At 63.6% G+C, this 18738-nt stretch carries 16 protein-coding genes and 1 pseudogene; 4 read left to right on the top strand and 13 right to left on the bottom strand.

What is annotated here, in order from left to right; translation table 11 throughout:
• The 4 genes from FAZ98_RS22215 to FAZ98_RS22200 form a co-directional block, all read right to left on the bottom strand.
• Positions 1-1641, bottom strand: coding sequence for an efflux RND transporter periplasmic adaptor subunit (locus tag FAZ98_RS22215; protein ID WP_158953861.1), 1641 nt, complete (start codon positions 1639-1641; stop codon positions 1-3).
• Between the two features lie 403 nt (positions 1642-2044).
• On the bottom strand, positions 2045-2422 hold the full coding sequence (locus FAZ98_RS22210) for a hypothetical protein (protein WP_158953859.1): 378 nt from the start codon (positions 2420-2422) through the stop codon (positions 2045-2047).
• A 108-nt stretch (positions 2423-2530) separates the two neighbouring features.
• Positions 2531-3856, bottom strand: coding sequence for an MFS transporter (locus FAZ98_RS22205; RefSeq protein ID WP_158953857.1), 1326 nt, complete (start codon positions 3854-3856; stop codon positions 2531-2533).
• A gap of 35 nt (positions 3857-3891) precedes the next feature.
• Positions 3892-5067: a M20 aminoacylase family protein gene (locus FAZ98_RS22200; RefSeq protein ID WP_158953855.1), complete on the bottom strand. Its 1176-nt coding sequence runs from the start codon at positions 5065-5067 to the stop codon at positions 3892-3894.
• A gap of 117 nt (positions 5068-5184) precedes the next feature.
• On the opposite strand from FAZ98_RS22200, the gene FAZ98_RS22195 reads away from it, so the two are divergent.
• The gene (locus FAZ98_RS22195; protein WP_158953853.1) at positions 5185-6135 is read left to right on the top strand and encodes a LysR substrate-binding domain-containing protein; all 951 of its coding nucleotides are present in this window, start codon (positions 5185-5187) and stop codon (positions 6133-6135) included.
• 25 nt (positions 6136-6160) lie between these two features.
• Here FAZ98_RS22195 and bamA read toward each other — a convergent pair whose 3' ends face one another.
• The 3 genes from bamA to FAZ98_RS22180 form a co-directional block, all read right to left on the bottom strand.
• The gene (bamA, locus tag FAZ98_RS22190) at positions 6161-8476 is read right to left on the bottom strand and encodes an outer membrane protein assembly factor BamA (RefSeq protein WP_158953851.1); all 2316 of its coding nucleotides are present in this window, start codon (positions 8474-8476) and stop codon (positions 6161-6163) included.
• 98 nt (positions 8477-8574) lie between these two features.
• Positions 8575-8973 (bottom strand): hypothetical protein, encoded by a 399-nt coding sequence (locus FAZ98_RS22185; RefSeq protein WP_158953849.1) that lies wholly within the window; start codon positions 8971-8973, stop codon positions 8575-8577.
• Between the two features lie 313 nt (positions 8974-9286).
• Positions 9287-10021, bottom strand: a complete 735-nt coding sequence (locus tag FAZ98_RS22180) for a hypothetical protein (protein ID WP_158953847.1) — start codon at positions 10019-10021, stop codon at positions 9287-9289.
• A 71-nt stretch (positions 10022-10092) separates the two neighbouring features.
• On the opposite strand from FAZ98_RS22180, the gene FAZ98_RS22175 reads away from it, so the two are divergent.
• Positions 10093-11166 carry a phytoene/squalene synthase family protein gene (locus FAZ98_RS22175; RefSeq protein WP_158953845.1) on the top strand — a complete coding sequence of 358 codons (1074 nt, stop codon included), beginning with the start codon at positions 10093-10095 and terminating at the stop codon, positions 11164-11166.
• Positions 11167-11213: 47 nt separating this feature from the next.
• On the opposite strand, the gene mmsB is transcribed toward FAZ98_RS22175, so the two are convergent.
• The 3 genes and pseudogenes from mmsB to FAZ98_RS22160 all read right to left on the bottom strand — a co-directional run.
• Positions 11214-12101, bottom strand: a complete 888-nt coding sequence (gene mmsB / locus FAZ98_RS22170; RefSeq protein ID WP_158953843.1) for a 3-hydroxyisobutyrate dehydrogenase — start codon at positions 12099-12101, stop codon at positions 11214-11216.
• Positions 12102-12150: 49 nt separating this feature from the next.
• The gene (locus FAZ98_RS22165) at positions 12151-13677 is read right to left on the bottom strand and encodes a CoA-acylating methylmalonate-semialdehyde dehydrogenase (protein ID WP_158953841.1); all 1527 of its coding nucleotides are present in this window, start codon (positions 13675-13677) and stop codon (positions 12151-12153) included.
• Positions 13678-13842: 165 nt separating this feature from the next.
• Positions 13843-14136 (bottom strand): annotated as a pseudogene (locus FAZ98_RS22160) (MFS transporter); the annotation flags it as partial.
• Positions 14137-14236: 100 nt separating this feature from the next.
• Between FAZ98_RS22160 and FAZ98_RS22155 the strand changes: the two are divergent.
• Complete coding sequence (locus FAZ98_RS22155; RefSeq protein ID WP_158953839.1) at positions 14237-15190, top strand: LysR family transcriptional regulator; 954 nt, start codon at positions 14237-14239, stop codon at positions 15188-15190.
• A gap of 135 nt (positions 15191-15325) precedes the next feature.
• Here the strand turns inward: FAZ98_RS22155 and FAZ98_RS22150 are convergent, their stop codons facing one another.
• The gene (locus tag FAZ98_RS22150) at positions 15326-15718 is read right to left on the bottom strand and encodes a BON domain-containing protein (RefSeq protein ID WP_158953837.1); all 393 of its coding nucleotides are present in this window, start codon (positions 15716-15718) and stop codon (positions 15326-15328) included.
• Positions 15719-16184: 466 nt separating this feature from the next.
• A complete protein-coding gene (locus tag FAZ98_RS22145; RefSeq protein WP_158953835.1) occupies positions 16185-17066 on the bottom strand; it encodes a LysR substrate-binding domain-containing protein in 882 nt (293 codons plus the stop codon).
• Between the two features lie 127 nt (positions 17067-17193).
• Between FAZ98_RS22145 and FAZ98_RS22140 the strand changes: the two genes are divergently transcribed.
• Positions 17194-18441 (top strand): MFS transporter, encoded by a 1248-nt coding sequence (locus FAZ98_RS22140; RefSeq protein ID WP_158953833.1) that lies wholly within the window; start codon positions 17194-17196, stop codon positions 18439-18441.
• On the opposite strand, the gene FAZ98_RS22135 is transcribed toward FAZ98_RS22140, so the two are convergent.
• The gene (locus FAZ98_RS22135; RefSeq protein ID WP_158953831.1) at positions 18420-18719 is read right to left on the bottom strand and encodes a hypothetical protein; all 300 of its coding nucleotides are present in this window, start codon (positions 18717-18719) and stop codon (positions 18420-18422) included. The genes FAZ98_RS22140 and FAZ98_RS22135 overlap by 22 nt on opposite strands.
• Positions 18720-18738 lie beyond the last annotated feature (19 nt).

Here is an 18738-nt window from a genome sequence, read left to right as displayed (position 1 = left end):
TCAGCCTCCCGCGGCGGCCGCAAACGAGACGTCCACGCGGCGCGATTTGTCGGGCGGATCGTTCGCCACGACGCGCGTGGGTTTGCGCATCTCGATGTGCGCGTCGGGCACGCCCGCGACGATCAACGCCGACCGCACCGTGTTCGCGCGAGCATGCGCGAGACGTTCGTTGGCCGCATAGGAGCCGCTCGAATCGGCATAACCCGAGATCACCACGCGCGCATCGGGCGTGCCGGCGAGACGGCGCGCGACGGCCGCGAGCGCATCCGCCGAGCGCGCGTCAAGGCTGGCGCTGCCGGTGGCGAAATAGAGCGCGGTTTGCGTGGCGTGCGACTGCGGTTTCGCTGCGCGGCCTGCATTCGCCGCGTTGGCTTGCGCGCCGTTCGTGGCCGCGCCTTGATTGGCACCGCCGTTTGCGCCACCGCTCGCATCGCCGCTCGCTCCACCGCTCGCTCCACCACCCGCGCCGCCACCATCGGCGCCCTCGCCCAGATTCACGCTGGCCGGCTTCGTCGCCACCACATTGGCCTTGACGGGCGCGCCCGGCATGAGCCGCAACGTGTTGTCGACGATCACGCGATCGCCCGGGTGCAAGCCCGACTGGATCACCCAGTCGTTGCCATTCCATTGCCCCGTTTCGACGGAACGCTGCTGTGCTTTGCTGTCCTTATCGACGGTCCACACGTACGCGCCGCGCGGCCCCTGCTGCACGGCCTCCTGCGGCACCGCGACCGCCGCCGCGCGCTCCGCGCCCAGCAGCTTGATGCGCACGAACTGGCCCGGCCGCAACGCGCCGTTGGGATTGGGCACCTCCGCGCGAATCAGATACGTGCCGGTTTCCGAACTGAGCGCGGCGTCGGTGAACGCGATATGGCCGCGCTGCGGATACGTGCTGCCGTCTGCAAGCACGATCACGGCTTCGAGCTGGCCCACCTGCGGCAGCTTGAGCGTGCCGTTGCGCGTTTGCGTGCGCAGATCGAGCATTTCGTTTTCGGAGAGCGAGAAGTTGATCCACATGGGATCGAGCTTCGCCACATAGGTGAGCAGGCTGTTGCTCGCGTCGATATACGAGCCGTCCTGCTTCTTCGCGAAGCTCGACAAACCCGTGACCGGCGAGGTGATGGTCGTATAGCCGAGATTGAGCGACGCGCTCGTGACGTTCGCGCGCGCCTGTTCGAGCGCGGCGGCGGCGGCTTGCTGCTGGCCGACCGAATCGTCGAGATCCTTCTGGCTCAACGCGTTCTTCGCGACCAGCGGACGCACGCGGTTGAGATTGGCCTGCGCCGTGTCGAGCCGCGCCTTTTGCTGCGCGTATTCGGCCTGCGCAGCGTCGAGCGCGGCCTGATAAGGCTTGCGGTCCATCACGAACAGGACATCGCCCTGATGAACCAACGTGCCCTCCTGATAAACGCGCTTTTCGAGGAAGCCATTCACGCGCGCGCGAATTTCGACCTGCTGCGAACTCTCGGTTTGCCCGACGTATTCGTAGACCACGGGCACGTCGCGCAATGCCACGTCGATCACGTCGACGTTCGCGGGCGGTGGCGCCGATGCGGCAGGTTTGTTTTCATGGCAACCGAAGAGTGCCGCCAGCAACCCCAACGACAGGCACAAACGGGCAAGCCGAATTACGCGTGTCATGCTGTTCTCCGTTATCGACGATCTGCGCTGGACCGGCGTACCCGAATCGTTCACGCGCTGATTCGTCACGCGTGAGACCGACTGGCGCTCGCAATGAATACTACTGTTTTTCCAGACCGTGCAGATCGAATGTGATGAGTCGAGCGGATGCGCGCGAATTGCCATCCCGATCGTTGAATGATCGACGAATTTATTTCGTTCCTCGAAACAAATTCCGATGATGTCGTTCGCTAACGTCCGCGATTTTTTGCAGGACGCCGAGGTTAGCGAAGAAAAGTTAATTCCAGGAAAAACCTGAACGCTTTTTGCGGGCAGACAAAGTTGAGATCGGCGTGTATTGACGCAGTCGTCGCGATACGGAGATGCCTCGCGAAGGCGCAACAAGAGCCCGTCCGAAAATCCGTCAGACCCGGCGATCGAGTTGGCGGATCCGGCCGAATTCGGCGTACGACAGCGTGCGCATGAGCAGCGCCATGGCTTCGGCGACGCGGCGGCGCTCGAGTTCGACGTGCAGACAGGCGAGACCGCAACGCCGGTCGATATCGATCGTATGCACGCCGAGCGCCGCACCGAGCAAACCGTGCAGCGTGCAGCGCGCGAGCTGGGCGTCGCGCGTGGGCACGCGCACGACGAGTTGCACCGTCACCGCTTGCGCGTTGGGTCGAACGGGCGCACGCCCGGTCAGTAATGGGCGCTGCGCCGCGCGTGAGCGGCTTGCGGCGGACGGCACGCGTGGCGAAACAATCGACGTCATGAAGTTGGGCGCGCACGAGTTGGACATGCGCTCATTCTAGAAAGCCCGGTATCAACGCCCCATAAAAAAACGCGGTGCGCGCGCTAAAACGGCATAGCGCACGCACCGCGTGACAGGAATGGCCAACTGCGCCGGTCAGTCGAGCGGACGTCCCGCCGGTTCGCGAATCAGCGGCAACGCCAGCAGCGAGACCGCGCCGCAACCGATCAGATACCACGCGGGCGCCAGCGGATTGTCGAGCAGCTTGATGAGCCACGTGGCGAAGAACTGCGCGAAGCCACCGAAGATCGACACGCCCACGCAATAGACGATCGACATGCCCGTGACCCGGATACGCTGCGGAAACAGCTCGGGCAGCATGACGATGTTGGGCACCGCCGTGAACGCGACGATCGCGCCGAGCACGGCCACCACGGCGAGCACCGTGGTCACGTTCGGCGAAGCATGAATCACCATGAACGCCGGGTAGATCACCGCGATCAGCGCGACGCGCGACAAGCCCATCACCCACTTGCGCCCGAGCCGGTCGGAGAGCATGCCCGCGAACGGCGAGCAGAGCGCCGTGACGAGCGCCGCGACCAGCGCCGCGCTCATGCCCACCGACATCGGCAAGCCGAGAATCTTGATCGCATAGGTGGACATGTAGAACAGCACGATGTAGTTCGCCGCCGTGCCGCCGATGGTCGTGACAATGCCCGCCACCAGCGCCTTGCGATGCCGCGAGACGATCTCGCGCACGGGACGAGCGACGTCGGCCACCGCGGCCGCGCCCTCCACGGGTTCGGGATGCACGAGCGTTTCGTCGAGATGGCGGCGGATATACACGCCCACCGGCACCACGAGCATGCCGATCACGAACGGGACGCGCCAGCCCCAGCTTTCGAGCGCGCCGGGCGAAAGCAGCGAAGAAAGCGTGACGCCGATCAACGCGCCGCAAACCGTGTTGAGGCCCTGGCTCACGAACTGCCAGCTGCCGTAAAAGCCGCGCGAACGGTCGTCGGCATATTCGAGCAACAGCGAAGTGGACGCGCCCACTTCGCCGCCCACCGCGAAGCCTTGCACGAGGCGCGCGAGCAGAATGAGCGCGGGCGCCGCGAGACCGATCTGCTTGTAGGTGGGCGAGAAGGCGATGAGCGCCGAGCCGAGCGCCATGAGCCACAGCGTGAGCGTCATGGCGGCTTTGCGGCCCGCGCGGTCGGCGAATGCGCCGATCACGATGCCGCCGAGCGGCCGCACCACGAAACCCACGCCGAAACTGCCCACGGCCAGCATCAATTGATTGAGCGAGCCCTGCACGGGAAAGTACAGCGAGCCGATGATCGACGCGAAGAAGCTGTAGACCGTGAAGTCGAAAAACTCCAGCCCGTTGCCGAGCGTGATCGCGAAGATGGCCTTCGCGCGTGAGCGACGCGTGGCGCCGTTCGATGCGGCGCTGTGCGACGTGAGAGTGGTGGCGGTCATCGTGGGTCTCCTTCTTCGGTCGTTCGGGAGCGAACTCAGGCGCGCAGGAAGCGCTCGGCGAGTTGCACCCAGTACGCGGCGCCGGTGGCGAGGCAATCGTCGTTGAAATCGTAGCCGGGGTTGTGCACCATGCAACCGCCCTCGCCGTCGCCATTGCCGATGATCAAGTAACTGCCCGCGCAACGCTCCAGCAGGAACGCGAAATCTTCGCTGCCCGTGAGCGGCGCCATGTCGTCGATCAGACCATCCGCGCCGAGCCAGTCGCGCGCCACCTGCTGCGCGAAGGCCGTCATCGCCTCGTCGTTGACGAGCACGGGATAGCGGCGTTGATAGTCGATACGCGCCGTCGCGCCGTAGGCGCTCGCCTGCGCATGCACGAGCGCGGTAATGCGCTCCTGCAGCAGATCGCGCACTTCGGGGCGCAACGCGCGCACCGAGAGTTTCATCTGCGCGGTTTGCGGAATCACGTTCGGCGCCTCGCCCGCGTGGATCGCGCCCACGGTCACGATCGCCATGTCGAGCGGCGGCACGTTGCGCGAGACGATCGTTTGCAACGCCAGCACCACGTTCGCGCACACGACCACGGGATCGATGGCCTTGTGCGGCACCGCGCCGTGACCGCCGCGCCCGTCGATGTCGATCACCACGGTATCCGACGAAGCCATGAACGGCCCCGCGCGAAAGCCGAGCTTGCCGGTGGGAAAGCCGGGCATGTTGTGCATGGCGAACACGGCGTCGCACGGAAAGCGCTCGAACAGGCCCTCTTCGAGCATGCGCTTCGCACCGCCCAGACCTTCCTCGGCGGGTTGAAAGATCAGGTGCAGCGTGCCGTTGAATTGACGCGATTGCGCGAGATGCTTCGCGGCGGCCAGCAGCATGGCGGTGTGACCGTCGTGGCCGCACGCGTGCATCTTGCCCGCGATCCGGCTCTCCCAGGGAAGACCCGTGGTTTCGTGGATGGGAAGCGCGTCCATGTCGGCGCGCAAGCCGAGGTGCAGCGGGCCGGCGCCCACCTTGAGCGTGCCGACGACGCCGGTGCCGCCCAGCCCGCGATGCACCTCGTAACCCCACTCCGCGAGCCGTTGCGCAACGAGATCGCCGGTCACGAATTCCTCGAAGCCCAGTTCCGGGTGGGCGTGGATCTCGTGGCGCAGCGCGATCATTTCCTCTTCGATCGCTGCGATTGCGGCGGGAATGGCCATCGTGTTCATGCGGGTTCTCCTGTCGATCGATTCCGAATCAACGCCGAGGATAATGACGCCGTTTTTTGACCGACAGCCCTAAAATGGTTGGCCCGCCAACCAGAAGTGAGCACCCGGGTTATCCCTATGAAGTTTCACCAGTTCAGGACGCTCGTCGCCATGGCCGACACCGGCAGCATTCGCGCGGCGGCGCGTCAGCTCGGCATTTCGCCCGCCGCGGCCACCAAGGCGGTGCGCGAGCTGGAGGCCGAGCAGCAGATCGCGCTCGTCACGCGCAACGCGAACGGTATTGCGTTCACGGAAGCGGGCCAGGCGCTGCTCGTGCACGCGCGGCTCGTCGTGCACCAGATGTCACGCGCGCAGGACGAACTCGACGCGCGGCGCGGGCGCGGCGGCGGCAAGCTCGCGATCGGCGTGACGCCGTGGCTCGCGCTCTCGTTTCTGCCGGATGCGGTCACGCGGTTTCGTGAGCGCATGCCCGAGATGCAGCTGGAGTTTTACGAAGGATTGCTGAATATCGTGATGCCGCGCCTGCGCGACGGCTCGCTCGACTTCTCGCTCGGCAAGCCGAGTTCGGCTTCGCTGCATGCGGAGTTCACGCAAACGCCGATCTTCGCAACCGAATCGGCCGTGGTCGTGCGTCACGATCATCCGCTCGCGCACGCGCAATCGCTGCGCGATCTTCAGGAATCCGAATGGCTACTGAACTGGGATCCGGCCAGCAAGGAGATGATCGCCGACGACGTATTCCGCCGCCACGGCTTGCCCATGCCGCGCAAGGTGCATCTCGCGCATTCGTTCATCGTGGCAATGGGCCTCATCATGAACACCGACATGGTGAGCATTTTCCCGTGGCCGCTGGTGGAATCGCGCTTTGCGCGCGAGAACCTGCGTGCGCTCGCGCTGCACGAGGAAGTGGATCGCACGGTGGTCAGCATTGTCGCGCGGCGCGGCGTGCCGCTCTCGCCCGCCGCCGAATGCTTTCTGGATTGCCTGAAGGAAGCGATACACGCCGGCGAGGCGTCCACCGACCCGGAGCGGCGGCGCCTCTATCATTCGCTTGAACTGCTGATCTGAGCGCCGCCGGTTTCGGTTGCCCGCGTTAGAACGACGTACCGATCTGGAACTGGAACTTCTGGTACTGATCGCCCGCGTGCTTGACGATCGGGAAGCCGAGGTCGAGCTTGAGCGGCCCGATCGGCGAGATCCATTCGAGACCCGCGCCGTAGCTGTAGCGCAGGCCGTTCGCGCCCGTGCTGTTGCCTTCCGTGCCCCAGACGTTACCGCCGTCGACGAACGTGAACACGCGCAGCGTACGATCGTAACCCGTGCCCGGCAGCGGGAACGTCAGTTCGATATTGCCGACCACCATCTTCGAGCCGCCAATCGGATCGTTCGTGCTCGCGTCGCGCGGACCGAGCGAACTGGGCTCATAGCCACGCACCGACCCGATACCGCCCGCATAGTAGTTCTTGAAGATCGGATACGGCTTGCCGCCGAGACCGTTACCGTAGCCCGCCTGCAGATTCAGCCCGAGCACGAAGCCGCGCGCGAACGAATAGTAGTACTGCGACTGCACGTCGGCCTTGTAGTATTCCGTGCCGATCGGCGTGCCATATTCGGCGTTGGCCTGCGCGAAGTAACCGCGGCTCGGCACGAGCGCGCTGTCGCGATTGTCGCGCGACCAGCCGATCGTGAACGGCACCGTGTTCGAGACGCGGCCGAAATCGTTCACATAGTCGATATAGGTTTGCGGCGTGGTCGAGTCCACGTCGAGCCGGTCCTGTTCGATACCGAGACCGAAATACACCATGTCGGTTTCGGAGAACGGAATGCCGAACTTGGTATCCGCACCGTACGAAATGATGCGGAAGCTCGTGTCGTTCGTGCTCGAATAATAGAGCGGCTCGGTCGTGCGGTAATACACGTCGGTGATGCGCTTGATGCCGTCCACCGTGAAATACGGATCCACTTCCGTCACCGAAAGCGTGCGGTAGGTCGTGGCCGTATTCACGTTCAGCGAAAGACTATTGCCCGAACCGAACACGTTGTCCTGCGACACGCCCGCCGAAATGATCGGGCCTTCGCCCGAACCGTAACCCACGCCCAGCGAGATCGTGCCCGTGGGCTTTTCCGTCACGGCAACGTCCACGTCCACTTCGTCCTGCGTGCCTTCCACGGGCACCGTGGTCACCTGCACGTCGGTGAAATAGCCGAGACGATTGACGCGGTCCTTGGAAAGCGCGAGACGGTTCGAATCGAACCACGAACTTTCGAGCTGACGCATTTCACGGCGGATCACTTCGTCGCGCGTGCGCGTATTGCCCGTGATATTCACTTGCCGCACATACACGCGGCGGCTCGGATCGACCTGCAGCGTGAGCGCGACCGTGTGGTGCGCCTGATCGATCTGCGGTTCGGCGTTCACCGTGGCGAACGCATAACCGTATTCACCCAGACGATCGACAATCGCCTTGGTCGTGTCCTTGAGCTTTTGCGCCGAAAAACGCTGGCCGGGCTTGATCGTGACGAGCTTGCGCAATTCCGGTTCGCGATCGAGCAGATTGCCCGCGAAATTGATGCTCGAAATAGTGTACGGCTGGCCCTCGTGCACGGCGACCGTGAGGTACATGTCCTTCTTGTCGGGCGAAAGCGAAACCTGAGTCGAGTCGATATTGAATTCGAGGTAACCGCGATCGAGATAATACGAGCGCACGTTCTCCAGATCGCCCGTGAGTTTTTCCTTCGAATACAGATCGTTCTTCGTGTACCACGAGAACCAGTTCGGCGTGGATAGCTGCATTTCGTCGCGCAGCGTGCCTTCGCTGAATGCATGCGTGCCGATGAAATTGACCTGGCGAATCTTCGCGCTCGGCCCTTCTATCACCGAAAACAACAGGCCCACGCGGTTGCGATCGATCGGCGTGACCGTGGTCGTGACTTCCGCCGCGTAATAGCCGCGCGTGAGATATTGACGCTTCAGTTCCTGCTCGGCTTTGTCGACGAGCGCCTTGTCGTAGCTGAGGCCCGGCGACAAACCCACGGCCTTGAGCGCCTTCGTCAGATTGTCCTTGTCGAATTCGTGAATGCCGGCGAAATCGATCGTGCCGATGGCGGGACGCTCCTGCACCTGCACGACGACCGTGCCGCCCTCCACCGCGATGCGCACGTCGCTGAAAAAGCCCGTGGCATAGAGCGCACGAATCGCGTCGGAAGCTTTATCGTCGGTGAACGTGTCGCCCTGCTTGATCGGCAGATAAGCGAACACGGTGCCCGGTTCGATGCGCGAAAGACCGTCGATGCGGATGTCCTTGACCACGAAGGGCTCGGTGGCATGCGCCGAGGCGGTCACGCCAATGCCGAGACCGGCGAGTGTCAGCGCGCGAGCAACGCGCGCCGTGGTAATTGATGCCGTCATGCGGGAGGTGGAAAGAGAGGCCAACGAAAGCCGCCAGGCAGCGCGATGCGTGCGCGGCGGCGACGACGGAAACAGCGGGTGCGACGAATGCGGCCGCGTTACTGGACGCTCATGCCGCCGGGGCGACGCACCGCGGCGAGACCGGTGACGAGCGACAGGACTTCGGTCATATGCGCGGCCTGGGCCGGATGCAGACGAAACGACAATTCAGCGCCGCCCGGCAGTCGAAAACTCACGACCAGGTGCTGCACCTCGCCCGATTCGCGGCCGATTTCCCACGCCTCGCAGGGCATGGTGAATTTCACGCTCGCGGTCTTCTGACGAATCCGTTCGGAACGGCCAATTGCATTGGAAAGCGCGGCAAGCAACTCATGCATCACCGAACAATGCAGCGCAACGCTGTCGGGCTGATTGCCGTTCACCATCAAATACTGGCCGTCCGCAGTCAGCTCGAAATCGCGCAGGGAATGAATGGCAAGAGCCGGGGACGAAGGCATGAGCAACGCTCCGAGACAAAAAGCATCGGCGGAGTCTAGGGGTTGCGTGAGCGCCGTCACATTACCCGCGCATTACTCGTATTACTTTCATCAATATTCGCGACGATGGAATCTTGCCGCTTTTTTGGCGTTGGTTTTCGACGCAGGCGTTATTGGCTTGTTTCGCGAGGCGGCTTTCAATTGCCGGCACCGATAGCGCCGCACACCCTTTCGGCGAAATTTTTGGTAACCGTAGCGGTTACCGATACTTGCGATCACAAAACAGTCATATTAAGGATCTGGCCATTCGATCGACAGAATAGAAAGCCACGCGTCATGCGCTGAAATGTTCGCGCAACAACTGGATGGGCGCGCTCACGGCGAGCGCCTGAAAAGGAAAGCATTGCGCGATCCCCTCTTCTATATTGCGGAGTTGGGCAACGCGCGTGAGCATGCCCGCCGCCGGCATTTCACGCAGCGCGCCATGCCGATCGAGAAATTGCCCCCAGAGCGAGAGCGCGCGCCAACGCGGCACGGGCTGCGCGCTGGCCACGTAAACATCGGGAAAGAGGCCTCGATACGCGGGCACGTTATAAAGCCAGGACGTGCCGTGCAGTTCGAGCGACGACCAGGCGGGATCGTGTTCGCACACGTGCTCGATCAACCGCTGCAATTCGGCGCGGCGAGCGTGGCGCCGCCGGATATCGAGCGGCGACATGCCTCTATCGACACGCGGGTCGAAATGCAGCCGCACGCCGCCGTGCGCGTCGCGCGCATAGGCGAAGCAACCGAAGCTCGCGATGACATACGGCGACGCGCGATGCGTCGGGCACCGCTGGAGATAGCGCCATGTCCATTCGCATTGCTGCGCAAGCGGCGCGCTTTCGTCGATACCGCTCGAATAGGCGGCCCAAAGCGGATGCGCCGGATCGAAAGCACGCCCCGCTCCGAAACGCACATACAGATTGGTCCACTCGAGCAACGCGCCCACGAGCGGCGCACCGGTCAAGCGCGCGGCTTCGTGCGCGAAGCGCACCTGCAGGTCGAAAAACGCGCGCGCGGGTCTCACCGGGCCTGGCCTCCCTCGTCCACGATACAATGCGGCTGCGCTCGATCCGTCCCTCGCTGCCCCAATCCGACATGCAGAATTCTACCCGGGCCTTTCTGCTAGGCCCGTTGCTCAAAGGCGTTTCCCGTTCGTTCTACCTCACGATGCGCGTGCTGCCGGCCGGCATGCGCGACCCCGTGGGCGAGGCCTACCTGCTGGCGCGCGCCGCCGACACCATCGCGGACACCGCGCTGATCCCGCCCGAGCGCCGCCTCGCGCTGCTGCTCGCGCTGCGCGAACGGATCGACGGCACCACGACCGACAACCGCGCGCTCGCGCATCTCGCGGGCGAAGTCGCGGGCCAGCAAACGCATTCGGACGAGAAACTGCTGCTGGAGTCGCTCGATGGCGCGCTCGACATCCTCGCGCAACTCGACGAAGGCGATCGCGCGGCCGTGCGCGGCGTGGTCGCGACGCTCACCGAGGGCATGGAATTCGATCTACGCACCTTCCCCGACGAACAATCGGGCGAAGTGAAGGCGTTGGAAACGCGCGACGATCTCGACCGCTACACGTATCTCGTGGCGGGTTGCGTGGGTGAGTTCTGGACGCAGATGACTTACCGCCATGTGCCGGGTGCGCTCGCGCCATCGCTCGAGGCAACCCTGTGCGCGCGCGGCGTGCGCTTCGGCAAAGCGCTGCAACTGGTGAACGTGCTGCGCGATTGCGGCAAGGATCTGCGTATCGGACGATGCTATTTGCCCGTGTCGATGCTCGGCGAACTCGGACTCGACGCGCGCGCGCTCATGCAGCCCGGCGCATCGTTGCGCGCGCAACCGGTCATGTTCGACCTCGTACGCGTGGCGCTCGAGCACTTCCGCGCGGCAATCGACTATACGTTCGCGTTGCCGCGTCTTTCACTGCGTTTGCGGCTCGCGTGCCTGTGGCCCATTCTGATCGGCCTCGAAACGCTCGACCGTCTCGTGGCCAACGAAGACTGGCTCGATCCCGCGAAAACCTCGAAGGTTACGCGCCACGACGTCTATCGCATCCTCGCGTGCTCGACCGTGCTCGCGCCTTCGAATGCGCTGTTGAACCGCTGGTTCACACGCCTGATCGACGGCATCGAATCGAAGATGCATGCGGCCATTGCGGCGCGCCAATAAAAAAGCGCGCCCGTTAAGGCGCGCCTCGATACGTTGGATCCCACGCGTTATTGGTCGCTACGGTAGAGCTTGATGATCGCCGAAAAATCGAGCTTGCCGTCGCCGCGCGTACTCATTGCCTGATACAGCTGTTGCGCGAGCGCGCCCATGAACGCAGGCTGGCGCGCGCCCTTCGCGGCGTCGGTGGCGAGCCCGAGATCCTTGAGCATGAGATCGGTGCCGAAGCCGCCCGAATAACCGCGCGAGGACGGCGCCGTTTCGATTACGCCCGGAAACGGGTTGTACGTGTCCGAACTCCAGCTGCGACCCGTGGACGTGTTCATGATGCCGCCCAACACCTTCGGGTCGATGCCGAGCGCCTCGCCCAGCGCCATCGCTTCGGCCACGCCCGCCATCGTCACGCCCAGCACGAGGTTGTTGCAGATCTTCGCGACCTGCCCCGTACCCGTCTCGCCGCAATGCACGATGTTCTTGCCCATGCCCGAGAGCACGGGTTTCACGCTCTCGTAGATCGCCGCGCTGCCGCCCACCATGAACGTGAGCGTGCCCGCCGCCGCGCCGCCGGTGCCGCCGGAAACGGGCGCATCGACGAATGCGTTGCCGTGCGCGGCGGCGAGCGCCGCGAACTCCTTCACGCTCGCGGGATCGATCGTGCTCGAGTCGATGATCGTCACGCCCTTCGCGATGCCCGCGAGCACGCCGTCTTCGGCACCGAGCACGCTGCGCACGTGCGCGGCGGCGGGCAGCATCGTGATCACGTATTCGGCGCCGTTCACGGCGTCTTTCGGCGAAGCGGCCTTGCGCGCGCCCGCATCGGCAAGCGTTTGCATGGCGTCGGCGCTCAGGTCGAACACCGCCAGCGCATGCCCTGCCTTGAGCAGATTGAGCGCCATTGGCGCGCCCATGTGGCCCAACCCGACGAATGCGATTTTCATGAGCGTGTCTCCGTTATCGTTGATAGAGGTCGGTTGCGCGCGCAACCGTTCAGCGCAGACTGATCGTGGTGTTCACGCCGTCGTTCACCGTGGCGTCGTCGAACCAGCGCGCGGTGACCGTCTTGGTTTGCGTATAGAACTGCACCACTTGCTTGCCGTACGGGCCGAGATCGCCGAGCTTCGAACCGCGCGAACCCGTGAAGCTGAAATAAGGCACGGGCACCGGAATCGGAATATTGATGCCGACCTGGCCGATGTCGATTTCGCTCTGGAATTTACGCGCCGCCGCGCCGCTTTGCGTGAACAAACCCACACCGTTGCCGAACGGATTCGCATTGACGATAGCAATGGCTTCGTCGAGTGTGTTTGCCGTAAGCACCACGAGCACGGGCCCGAAAATCTCATTGGTGTAGATGTCCATCCCGGTCTCGACGTTCGTGAACACCGTTGGCCCGACGAAATTGCCGCTCTCGTAGTTCGGCACCTTCACGTCGCGGCCGTCGAGCGCGAGCGTCGCGCCCTGCTTCACGCCCGCTTCGATCAAACCGAGAATGCGCGTTTTCGCCGCGCGCGACACCACCGGACCCACGTCGGTATTCGGTTCGTGGCCCGCGTTCACCTTGAGCGTCTTCGCCTTCTCGACGAGTTCGCCCACCCACTCCTGAGCCGCGCCCACGAACACCGCCACCGAGGTCGCCATGCAACGCTGGCCCGCCGCGCCGAACGCCGCGCCCACCAGCGCGTTGATCGTCTGCTCGCGGTTCGCGTCGGGCAGCACCACGGCGTGATTCTTTGCGCCCATCATCGACTGCACGCGCTTGCCGTGCTCGCTGCCGAGGCGATAGACATGCGTGCCCACGGCCGTCGAGCCGACGAAGGAAATGGCCTTCACGAGATCGTGCGTGCAGATCGCATCGACGACTTCCTTGCCGCCGTGCACGACGTTGAGCACGCCCTTGGGAATGCCCGCTTCGATCGCGAGTTCGACGAGTTGCATGGTCGAAAGCGGGTCTTGCTCCGAGGGCTTCAGCACGAACGTGTTGCCGCACACGATCGCCATGGGGAACATCCAGAGCGGAATCATGGCGGGGAAATTGAACGGCGTGATGCCCGCGCACACGCCAATCGGCTGTTGCAGCGTATAGGTATCCACGCCGCCCGCGACGTTCTCGGCAAAACCGCCCTGCTGCAACGTGCCGATCGAACACGCGTGCTCGACCACTTCGAGGCCGCGGAAAATGTCGCCTTCCGCATCGGGCAGTGTCTTGCCTTGTTCCGCCGTGAGCGTTTGCGCAATACGCGACATATTCTCGCGAATCAACGCCTGCAGCTTGAGCATGATGCGCAGCCGCACACCCAGCGACGTGTTTCTCCAGCTCGCGAAGGCGGCGTGTGCACTCTTCACAGCGAGATCGACTTCTTCGACGGTCGCGAACGGCACGCGCGCCAGCACTTCCTGCGTGGCCGGATTGACGATGTCGCGCCATTCGGTGGTTTTCGATTCGACGAATTCGCCGTTGATCAGCAGCTTGACGGTGGAGACTTGTGCGTTGGAAGCCTGGGTCACAGCATTCATGATGAACTCTCTCGGATAAGAATGGGGTCAATCCAGCGGTTTAATCGTGCTTCGAGCCTGAACAACGTGCAGACCAGCGCAACGATGGATGGTCGCGGCGGATCACACCGGCAATTGATACGGAAACCGAAATAATTTTGTAGCGAATCTCCGCGGAGAACACGTCGATTTACGGCCCGCGCGATCGCGGAAGTGACCGAATGCGACGCCTGCCATGGGCCGGCCAATCAAGCCTGCGGCAGAGGTGGCGAATGCAGCCAGTGTTCCGAAAATGGGATCGAGCGCGGGAAAGAAAATCTTGCTGAAAACGAGCGCGGCGGCGGTGCCGCAAAGGAAGAAGCCGTATGACTCGATCGCCGTGGCGGCCATGCTGGCCCCGCCTGCGATCCGATAGTCGCGTGCGCGTTCAGGAACGGAAGCGGCAACGGCCGCCCCGCGTGGGGTCGACTGCATGTGCATCGTCTGTCTCCATCTTTATTGTGCGACCGCTGAGTCGGGTCTGCAAACGAGTATAGTTATTCGAATATCCTCAGCATAGAGATGAAAAAGCCCATCCGATATGCAAAAAAACACAAGCGGGAAGTTGGAGACATTGAATTGGGACGATCTGCGCTATTTCCTCGAAGTCGCGCGCACGCAACGCGCGAGCGGCGCCGCGAAGCGGCTGGGCGTGGATCACACTACGGTCGCGCGCCGTGTGCGCGAGCTGGAAGCGGCGCTCGGCACGGTCCTGTTCGATAAGTCGCGCGCGGGCGGTTTCGTGCTCACGGCCGAGGGTCAACGTTTGCTGACCTATGCCGATGCCGTGGAGACCACCGTGCAATCGGCGAGCGAGCAATTCGCGCTGGGCGCGCAATCGCTTTCCGGGCACGTGCGCGTGGGATCAACGGAAGGTTTCGGCTGTTTCTTTCTCGCGCCGCAACTCGCGCGCTTCGCGGGCGAACACCCGGACATGTCGATCGACTTGCTGCCGGTCCCGCATTTCGTGAGTCTTTCGAAGCGCGAGGCCGATCTGGCGATCATGCTGGAGCGCCCCGAGCGCGGCCAGTATGTTTACACCAAGCTATGCGATTACCGCTTGCGGCTCTATGGCACGCCCGGCTATCTCGCCCGGCACGCGCCCATTCGCTCGACCGCGGATCTGCGCCATCACGCGTTCATCAACTATGTCGCCGACCTGGCATTCAGCCACGAACTGCTCTACCTCGAACGCACCGCGCCCAACGTGACAGCCAGCCTGTGCAGCACGAGCGTGATCGCGCAATACCATGCCGCGCTGCAAGGCAGTGCCCTGGCGATTCTGCCGTGCTTCATGGCGACCCCCGACCCGCGCCTCGTGCCCATCCTGCCCGAAGAGGTCGTCGTTACGCGGCGCTTCTGGCTGTGCAGCCGCGAAGACCTGCGCAAACTGCGGCGCATCACGTCGCTATGGGATTATCTGCGCGCCGCCGCCGACGCCAATTGCTCGCTGCTCATGGGCGAATCGCCGGAGATGCATTACGTCGATCCTTGAGCGGCCACGCTGCACGATGGGCGCATGCAATAAAAAACCGCACATGCAGCCCATGAACTGGACTGCATGTGCGGCTTCGAGATGAACCCGGACGCGCGCCAGGCGGCACGATCGTGCCGCAGGCGCCGCGAACGCTCAGGTACCGACCGGACGGATCGTCAGGGCGTTCTTCACCGAGGTCACGCCCGACACGCCCTTGGCGACGTCGGTGGCCTTGTCGACCTGCGACTGGTCGGGCACCGTGCCTTGCAGGACCACGGCACCGTCGCGTGCGCGCACGGTGATGTTCGAGACGCTGATGTCCTTGTCACGGGCCAGCGCCGCGCGAACCTTGCGGCCGAGCGCGCGATTGGCCGCCTTCGCCGACTTGTATTGCGACTTCGATTGCTTGTATTGCTGCTGCGCTGCGGCCGTGGGCGCGCTCGCGGCCGGCGCGGCGGAAGCCGACGTGTCCTGCGCGTACACCTGGAACGACGCCGCCACGAGGACGGTGGTTGCGGCCAGTTTGAATACCTGAATAGCCTTCATGCAATTTCTCCTGTTGTCACAGTCTTATTGCCGGCCCACGAAACGGGCCCATTCCACTACACCATTCACTACGAAACTCAGGCGCGCCAAACGCGTGGGGACTAACGATACTCCAATTAAATTATCGATGAGTCGAAGCGTGCAGCAGGCTCCCGGCCCCCGCCCCACCGGCTTTGCGGCATTCCCTGGACAAATCGTTTTGCCAGCAGCGGCAGTGTGAATCGCTAATTCGTTCACCGGCACTACGTGAATACCGGCATTGAAACGCATTCGTTTGCGTTTGCATGAATCATCGTTCCGCTTTGGTGCACAGTGGTGCATGCGATATGAATTGGCGATTCAATCGTATAAAACATGCAGCGAAATTCATGGGCTCTATCGGACAGCAACGTGCATCGCAATGCATGGGTTGACAAGAAATGCACCGGTAAAACCCGCATGTATCTCGAATGCGTGCAATGCGGTCTCAATTGGCCAGTTGCGCCTTCACCCAGCGGTAAAACTGCTGAATGGCCGCTTCGCGCGGATGTCCCTCGCGCCACGTGATGTAGTAGTCGAGCGATGCAGGTATGCGAACCTGGCCGAGTTGCACCAGTTGGCCGCGCTCGATGAAACCGCGCGCGAGTTGCAGGCGCGCCGTGGCCACGCCCTGGCCCGCCACCGTGGCTTGCAGGAGCAGACCGGCGTCGTCGAATACGGGACCGCGCTCGGGTTCCACGCCGCTCACGCCGGCCGCCTCGAAGAAATCGCGCCACGTACGTCGCGAGAAGCGCAGCAGCGGCAGGGTTGGCAAGTCTTCGATGCGAAAGTCGGGATAGCGCGCGAGCAAGGCCGGGCTGCACACCGCGACCACCTGATCGTCGAGCAGTTTGCGAATCTGGAAGCCGGGTTCGTCCACGCGCCGATGCCAGATGCCGATGTCGAACGGATACGGATCGGGCGGCGAGACGTCGGCGTGCATGCGCAGCGAGAGATCGACCATCGGGTGACGATCGTAGAAGTCGCCCAGCCGCGGGATCAGCCAAACCGACGCGAAATCGGACATCACGCTCAGTTCGAGCCGCGTCACACCGCTCACGCCGGGCCGCGTGGCGTCGAGCGCCTCGCGTAAATCCTCCAGACTGCGGCGCACGCGCTCGGCCAGTTGCGCGCCCGCGGCCGTGGGAATCATGCGGCTGCCCGCACGGCGGAACAATTCCACGCCAAGTTCGGTTTCGAGCGCGCGCAGATGATGGCTCACCGCGCTGTGCGTCAAATGCAATTCTTCCGCCGCACGGCTGAAACTGCGCCGCCGCGCGGCGGCTTCGAGGGCGCGCAGCGCCTGGAGAGGGGGAAATGATCGGGCCATGACGTCAAATTTTACTCACAATCGTGGCTGATATCTCTCGCTGGTCAGGCGCGCGCCAATCGCCAATAATCTCGCCCATAACAACATCCAGACACTCGCCCGCCGCTGCGCCGGCTCCGCCCGCACCATGACATCACTGAGATTGCGCGTTTTCGCCGTTTTCGCGCTCGGCTACTTCGTTTCTTACCTGTTTCGCGGCGTAAATCTCGGCTTCGCGCCGTTTCTTTCGCATGAAATGGGTTTCACCGCTACCGATCTCGGCACGCTCACGAGCCTGTATTTCCTTGGCTTCGCGGGCGCGCAGATTCCCGGCGGCGTGCTGCTCGACCATTTCGGCCCGCGCCGCGTCACCGCCTGCGTGATGCTCGTGGCCGCGGCGGGCGCGCTCATCTTCGCCGTGTCGCACGACATCGCCGCGATGATGGTCGGCCGCCTGCTGATCGGCGTGGGCGTCTCGGTGTGTCTCGGCGGCGCGTTCAAGGCCACAGCGCAGCACTTTCCCGTCGCCCAGCTCACGCTCGTCAACGGGCTCGTCATGGCCGTGGGCGGCCTCGGCGGCGTGGCCGTGGGCGCGCCGCTGTCGTGGCTGCTCTCGATCGCGCCGTGGCGCGGTGTGAGCCTCGGCCTCGCGGTGCTGACCGTCATCGTTGCCGCCATCATCTGGCTCGGCGGCCCGCGCACGCGCGACACGCATCATCAGGCCAGCGTGCTCGAGCAGTTCAAGGGCACCGCGCATATTCTCAAGAGCCATGCGTTCTGGAAAACCGCGACGTTTTCCTCGCTCACGCAGGCTGTGTTCTACGCGATGCAGTCGTTGTGGGTCGGCGCATTCCTGCGCGACGTCGTGCCCGCCGGCAGCACCGACGTCGGTGCGCGCGCCGCGTCGCTCGTTTCCATTCTGGGCGCCGCGTTCATCATCGGAAACATTGGTTTTGGCGCGCTGGCGCGGAGTTTCGAGCGCCGCGGCGTGAGCGTGCAACTTTTTTCCGGCGTGACGATGCTGCTGTTCGTGGTCGTGCAGGCGCTGCTCGCCGCACGCGTGCCGCTGCCGCCCACGCTGCTGTGGGCCGCGTACGGGGCGTTCGGCGGCACGGGCATTCTCACGTACGCCGTGCTCGCCGAATATTTCCCGCCGCGTTTGATCGGCCGCGTGAACACGACCTTCACGCTCGTGATCTTCGTCGGCATCTTCGTCTTGCAGATTGCCATCGGCGCGGCGCTTGGCCACTGGCCCGCGCTCGACGGCCACTATCCGGCCATCGCGCACCAGACCGTGTGGGCCGTGCTCGTCGTGTTGCAGGCGCTTGGCGCGATCTGGTACTTCATGCCTTCGCGGCGCACGCGCACCGCGGCTCACGCGGCGGAAAACACCTGATCACCCTCTAAGAAACGCCGGCATGCGCACCGCATGACCGGCGCTATTGCCTCGCTGGCGGCTCTTCTCTTGTCGCTTTTCGCTTCGATCGTTAGCACGATTTCTTCCTTGAGCGGCTTCCTCGCTCCACTATCATGGAAGCGCCCTTCGCTTGCATGACGGATCCACGGCGTCACAGCCGAAGCGCAGAAATACAAATCGCGAATCATTGGTTGTCCTGATCGATCACGCGGGAAAGAATGACGCAACGGCATGCCGGTTTGCCCATTCGGTTTCATCACCCCACTCGATCCTGCT

It is taken from the genome of Paraburkholderia acidisoli (assembly GCF_009789675.1).
Lineage (GTDB): Bacteria > Pseudomonadota > Gammaproteobacteria > Burkholderiales > Burkholderiaceae > Paraburkholderia > Paraburkholderia acidisoli.
The sequence above is the reverse complement of the archived record's forward strand: the minus strand, read 5'-3'. Positions and strand labels throughout refer to the sequence as shown.

Coding starts and splice junctions, on each gene's coding strand:
- FAZ98_RS22175 (WP_158953845.1), top strand. CDS start 10,093: ATGCAGAATTCTACCCGGGCCTTTCTGCTAGGCCCGTTGCTCAAAGGC.
- bamA (WP_158953851.1), bottom strand. CDS start 8,476: ATGACGGCATCAATTACCACGGCGCGCGTTGCTCGCGCGCTGACACTC.
- FAZ98_RS22145 (WP_158953835.1), bottom strand. CDS start 17,066: ATGGCCCGATCATTTCCCCCTCTCCAGGCGCTGCGCGCCCTCGAAGCC.
- FAZ98_RS22205 (WP_158953857.1), bottom strand. CDS start 3,856: ATGACCGCCACCACTCTCACGTCGCACAGCGCCGCATCGAACGGCGCC.
- FAZ98_RS22185 (WP_158953849.1), bottom strand. CDS start 8,973: ATGCCTTCGTCCCCGGCTCTTGCCATTCATTCCCTGCGCGATTTCGAG.
- FAZ98_RS22210 (WP_158953859.1), bottom strand. CDS start 2,422: ATGTCCAACTCGTGCGCGCCCAACTTCATGACGTCGATTGTTTCGCCA.
- mmsB (WP_158953843.1), bottom strand. CDS start 12,101: ATGAAAATCGCATTCGTCGGGTTGGGCCACATGGGCGCGCCAATGGCG.
- FAZ98_RS22150 (WP_158953837.1), bottom strand. CDS start 15,718: ATGAAGGCTATTCAGGTATTCAAACTGGCCGCAACCACCGTCCTCGTG.
- FAZ98_RS22135 (WP_158953831.1), bottom strand. CDS start 18,719: ATGAAACCGAATGGGCAAACCGGCATGCCGTTGCGTCATTCTTTCCCG.
- FAZ98_RS22140 (WP_158953833.1), top strand. CDS start 17,194: ATGACATCACTGAGATTGCGCGTTTTCGCCGTTTTCGCGCTCGGCTAC.
- FAZ98_RS22195 (WP_158953853.1), top strand. CDS start 5,185: ATGAAGTTTCACCAGTTCAGGACGCTCGTCGCCATGGCCGACACCGGC.
- FAZ98_RS22215 (WP_158953861.1), bottom strand. CDS start 1,641: ATGACACGCGTAATTCGGCTTGCCCGTTTGTGCCTGTCGTTGGGGTTG.
- FAZ98_RS22200 (WP_158953855.1), bottom strand. CDS start 5,067: ATGAACACGATGGCCATTCCCGCCGCAATCGCAGCGATCGAAGAGGAA.
- FAZ98_RS22155 (WP_158953839.1), top strand. CDS start 14,237: ATGCAAAAAAACACAAGCGGGAAGTTGGAGACATTGAATTGGGACGAT.
- FAZ98_RS22165 (WP_158953841.1), bottom strand. CDS start 13,677: ATGAATGCTGTGACCCAGGCTTCCAACGCACAAGTCTCCACCGTCAAG.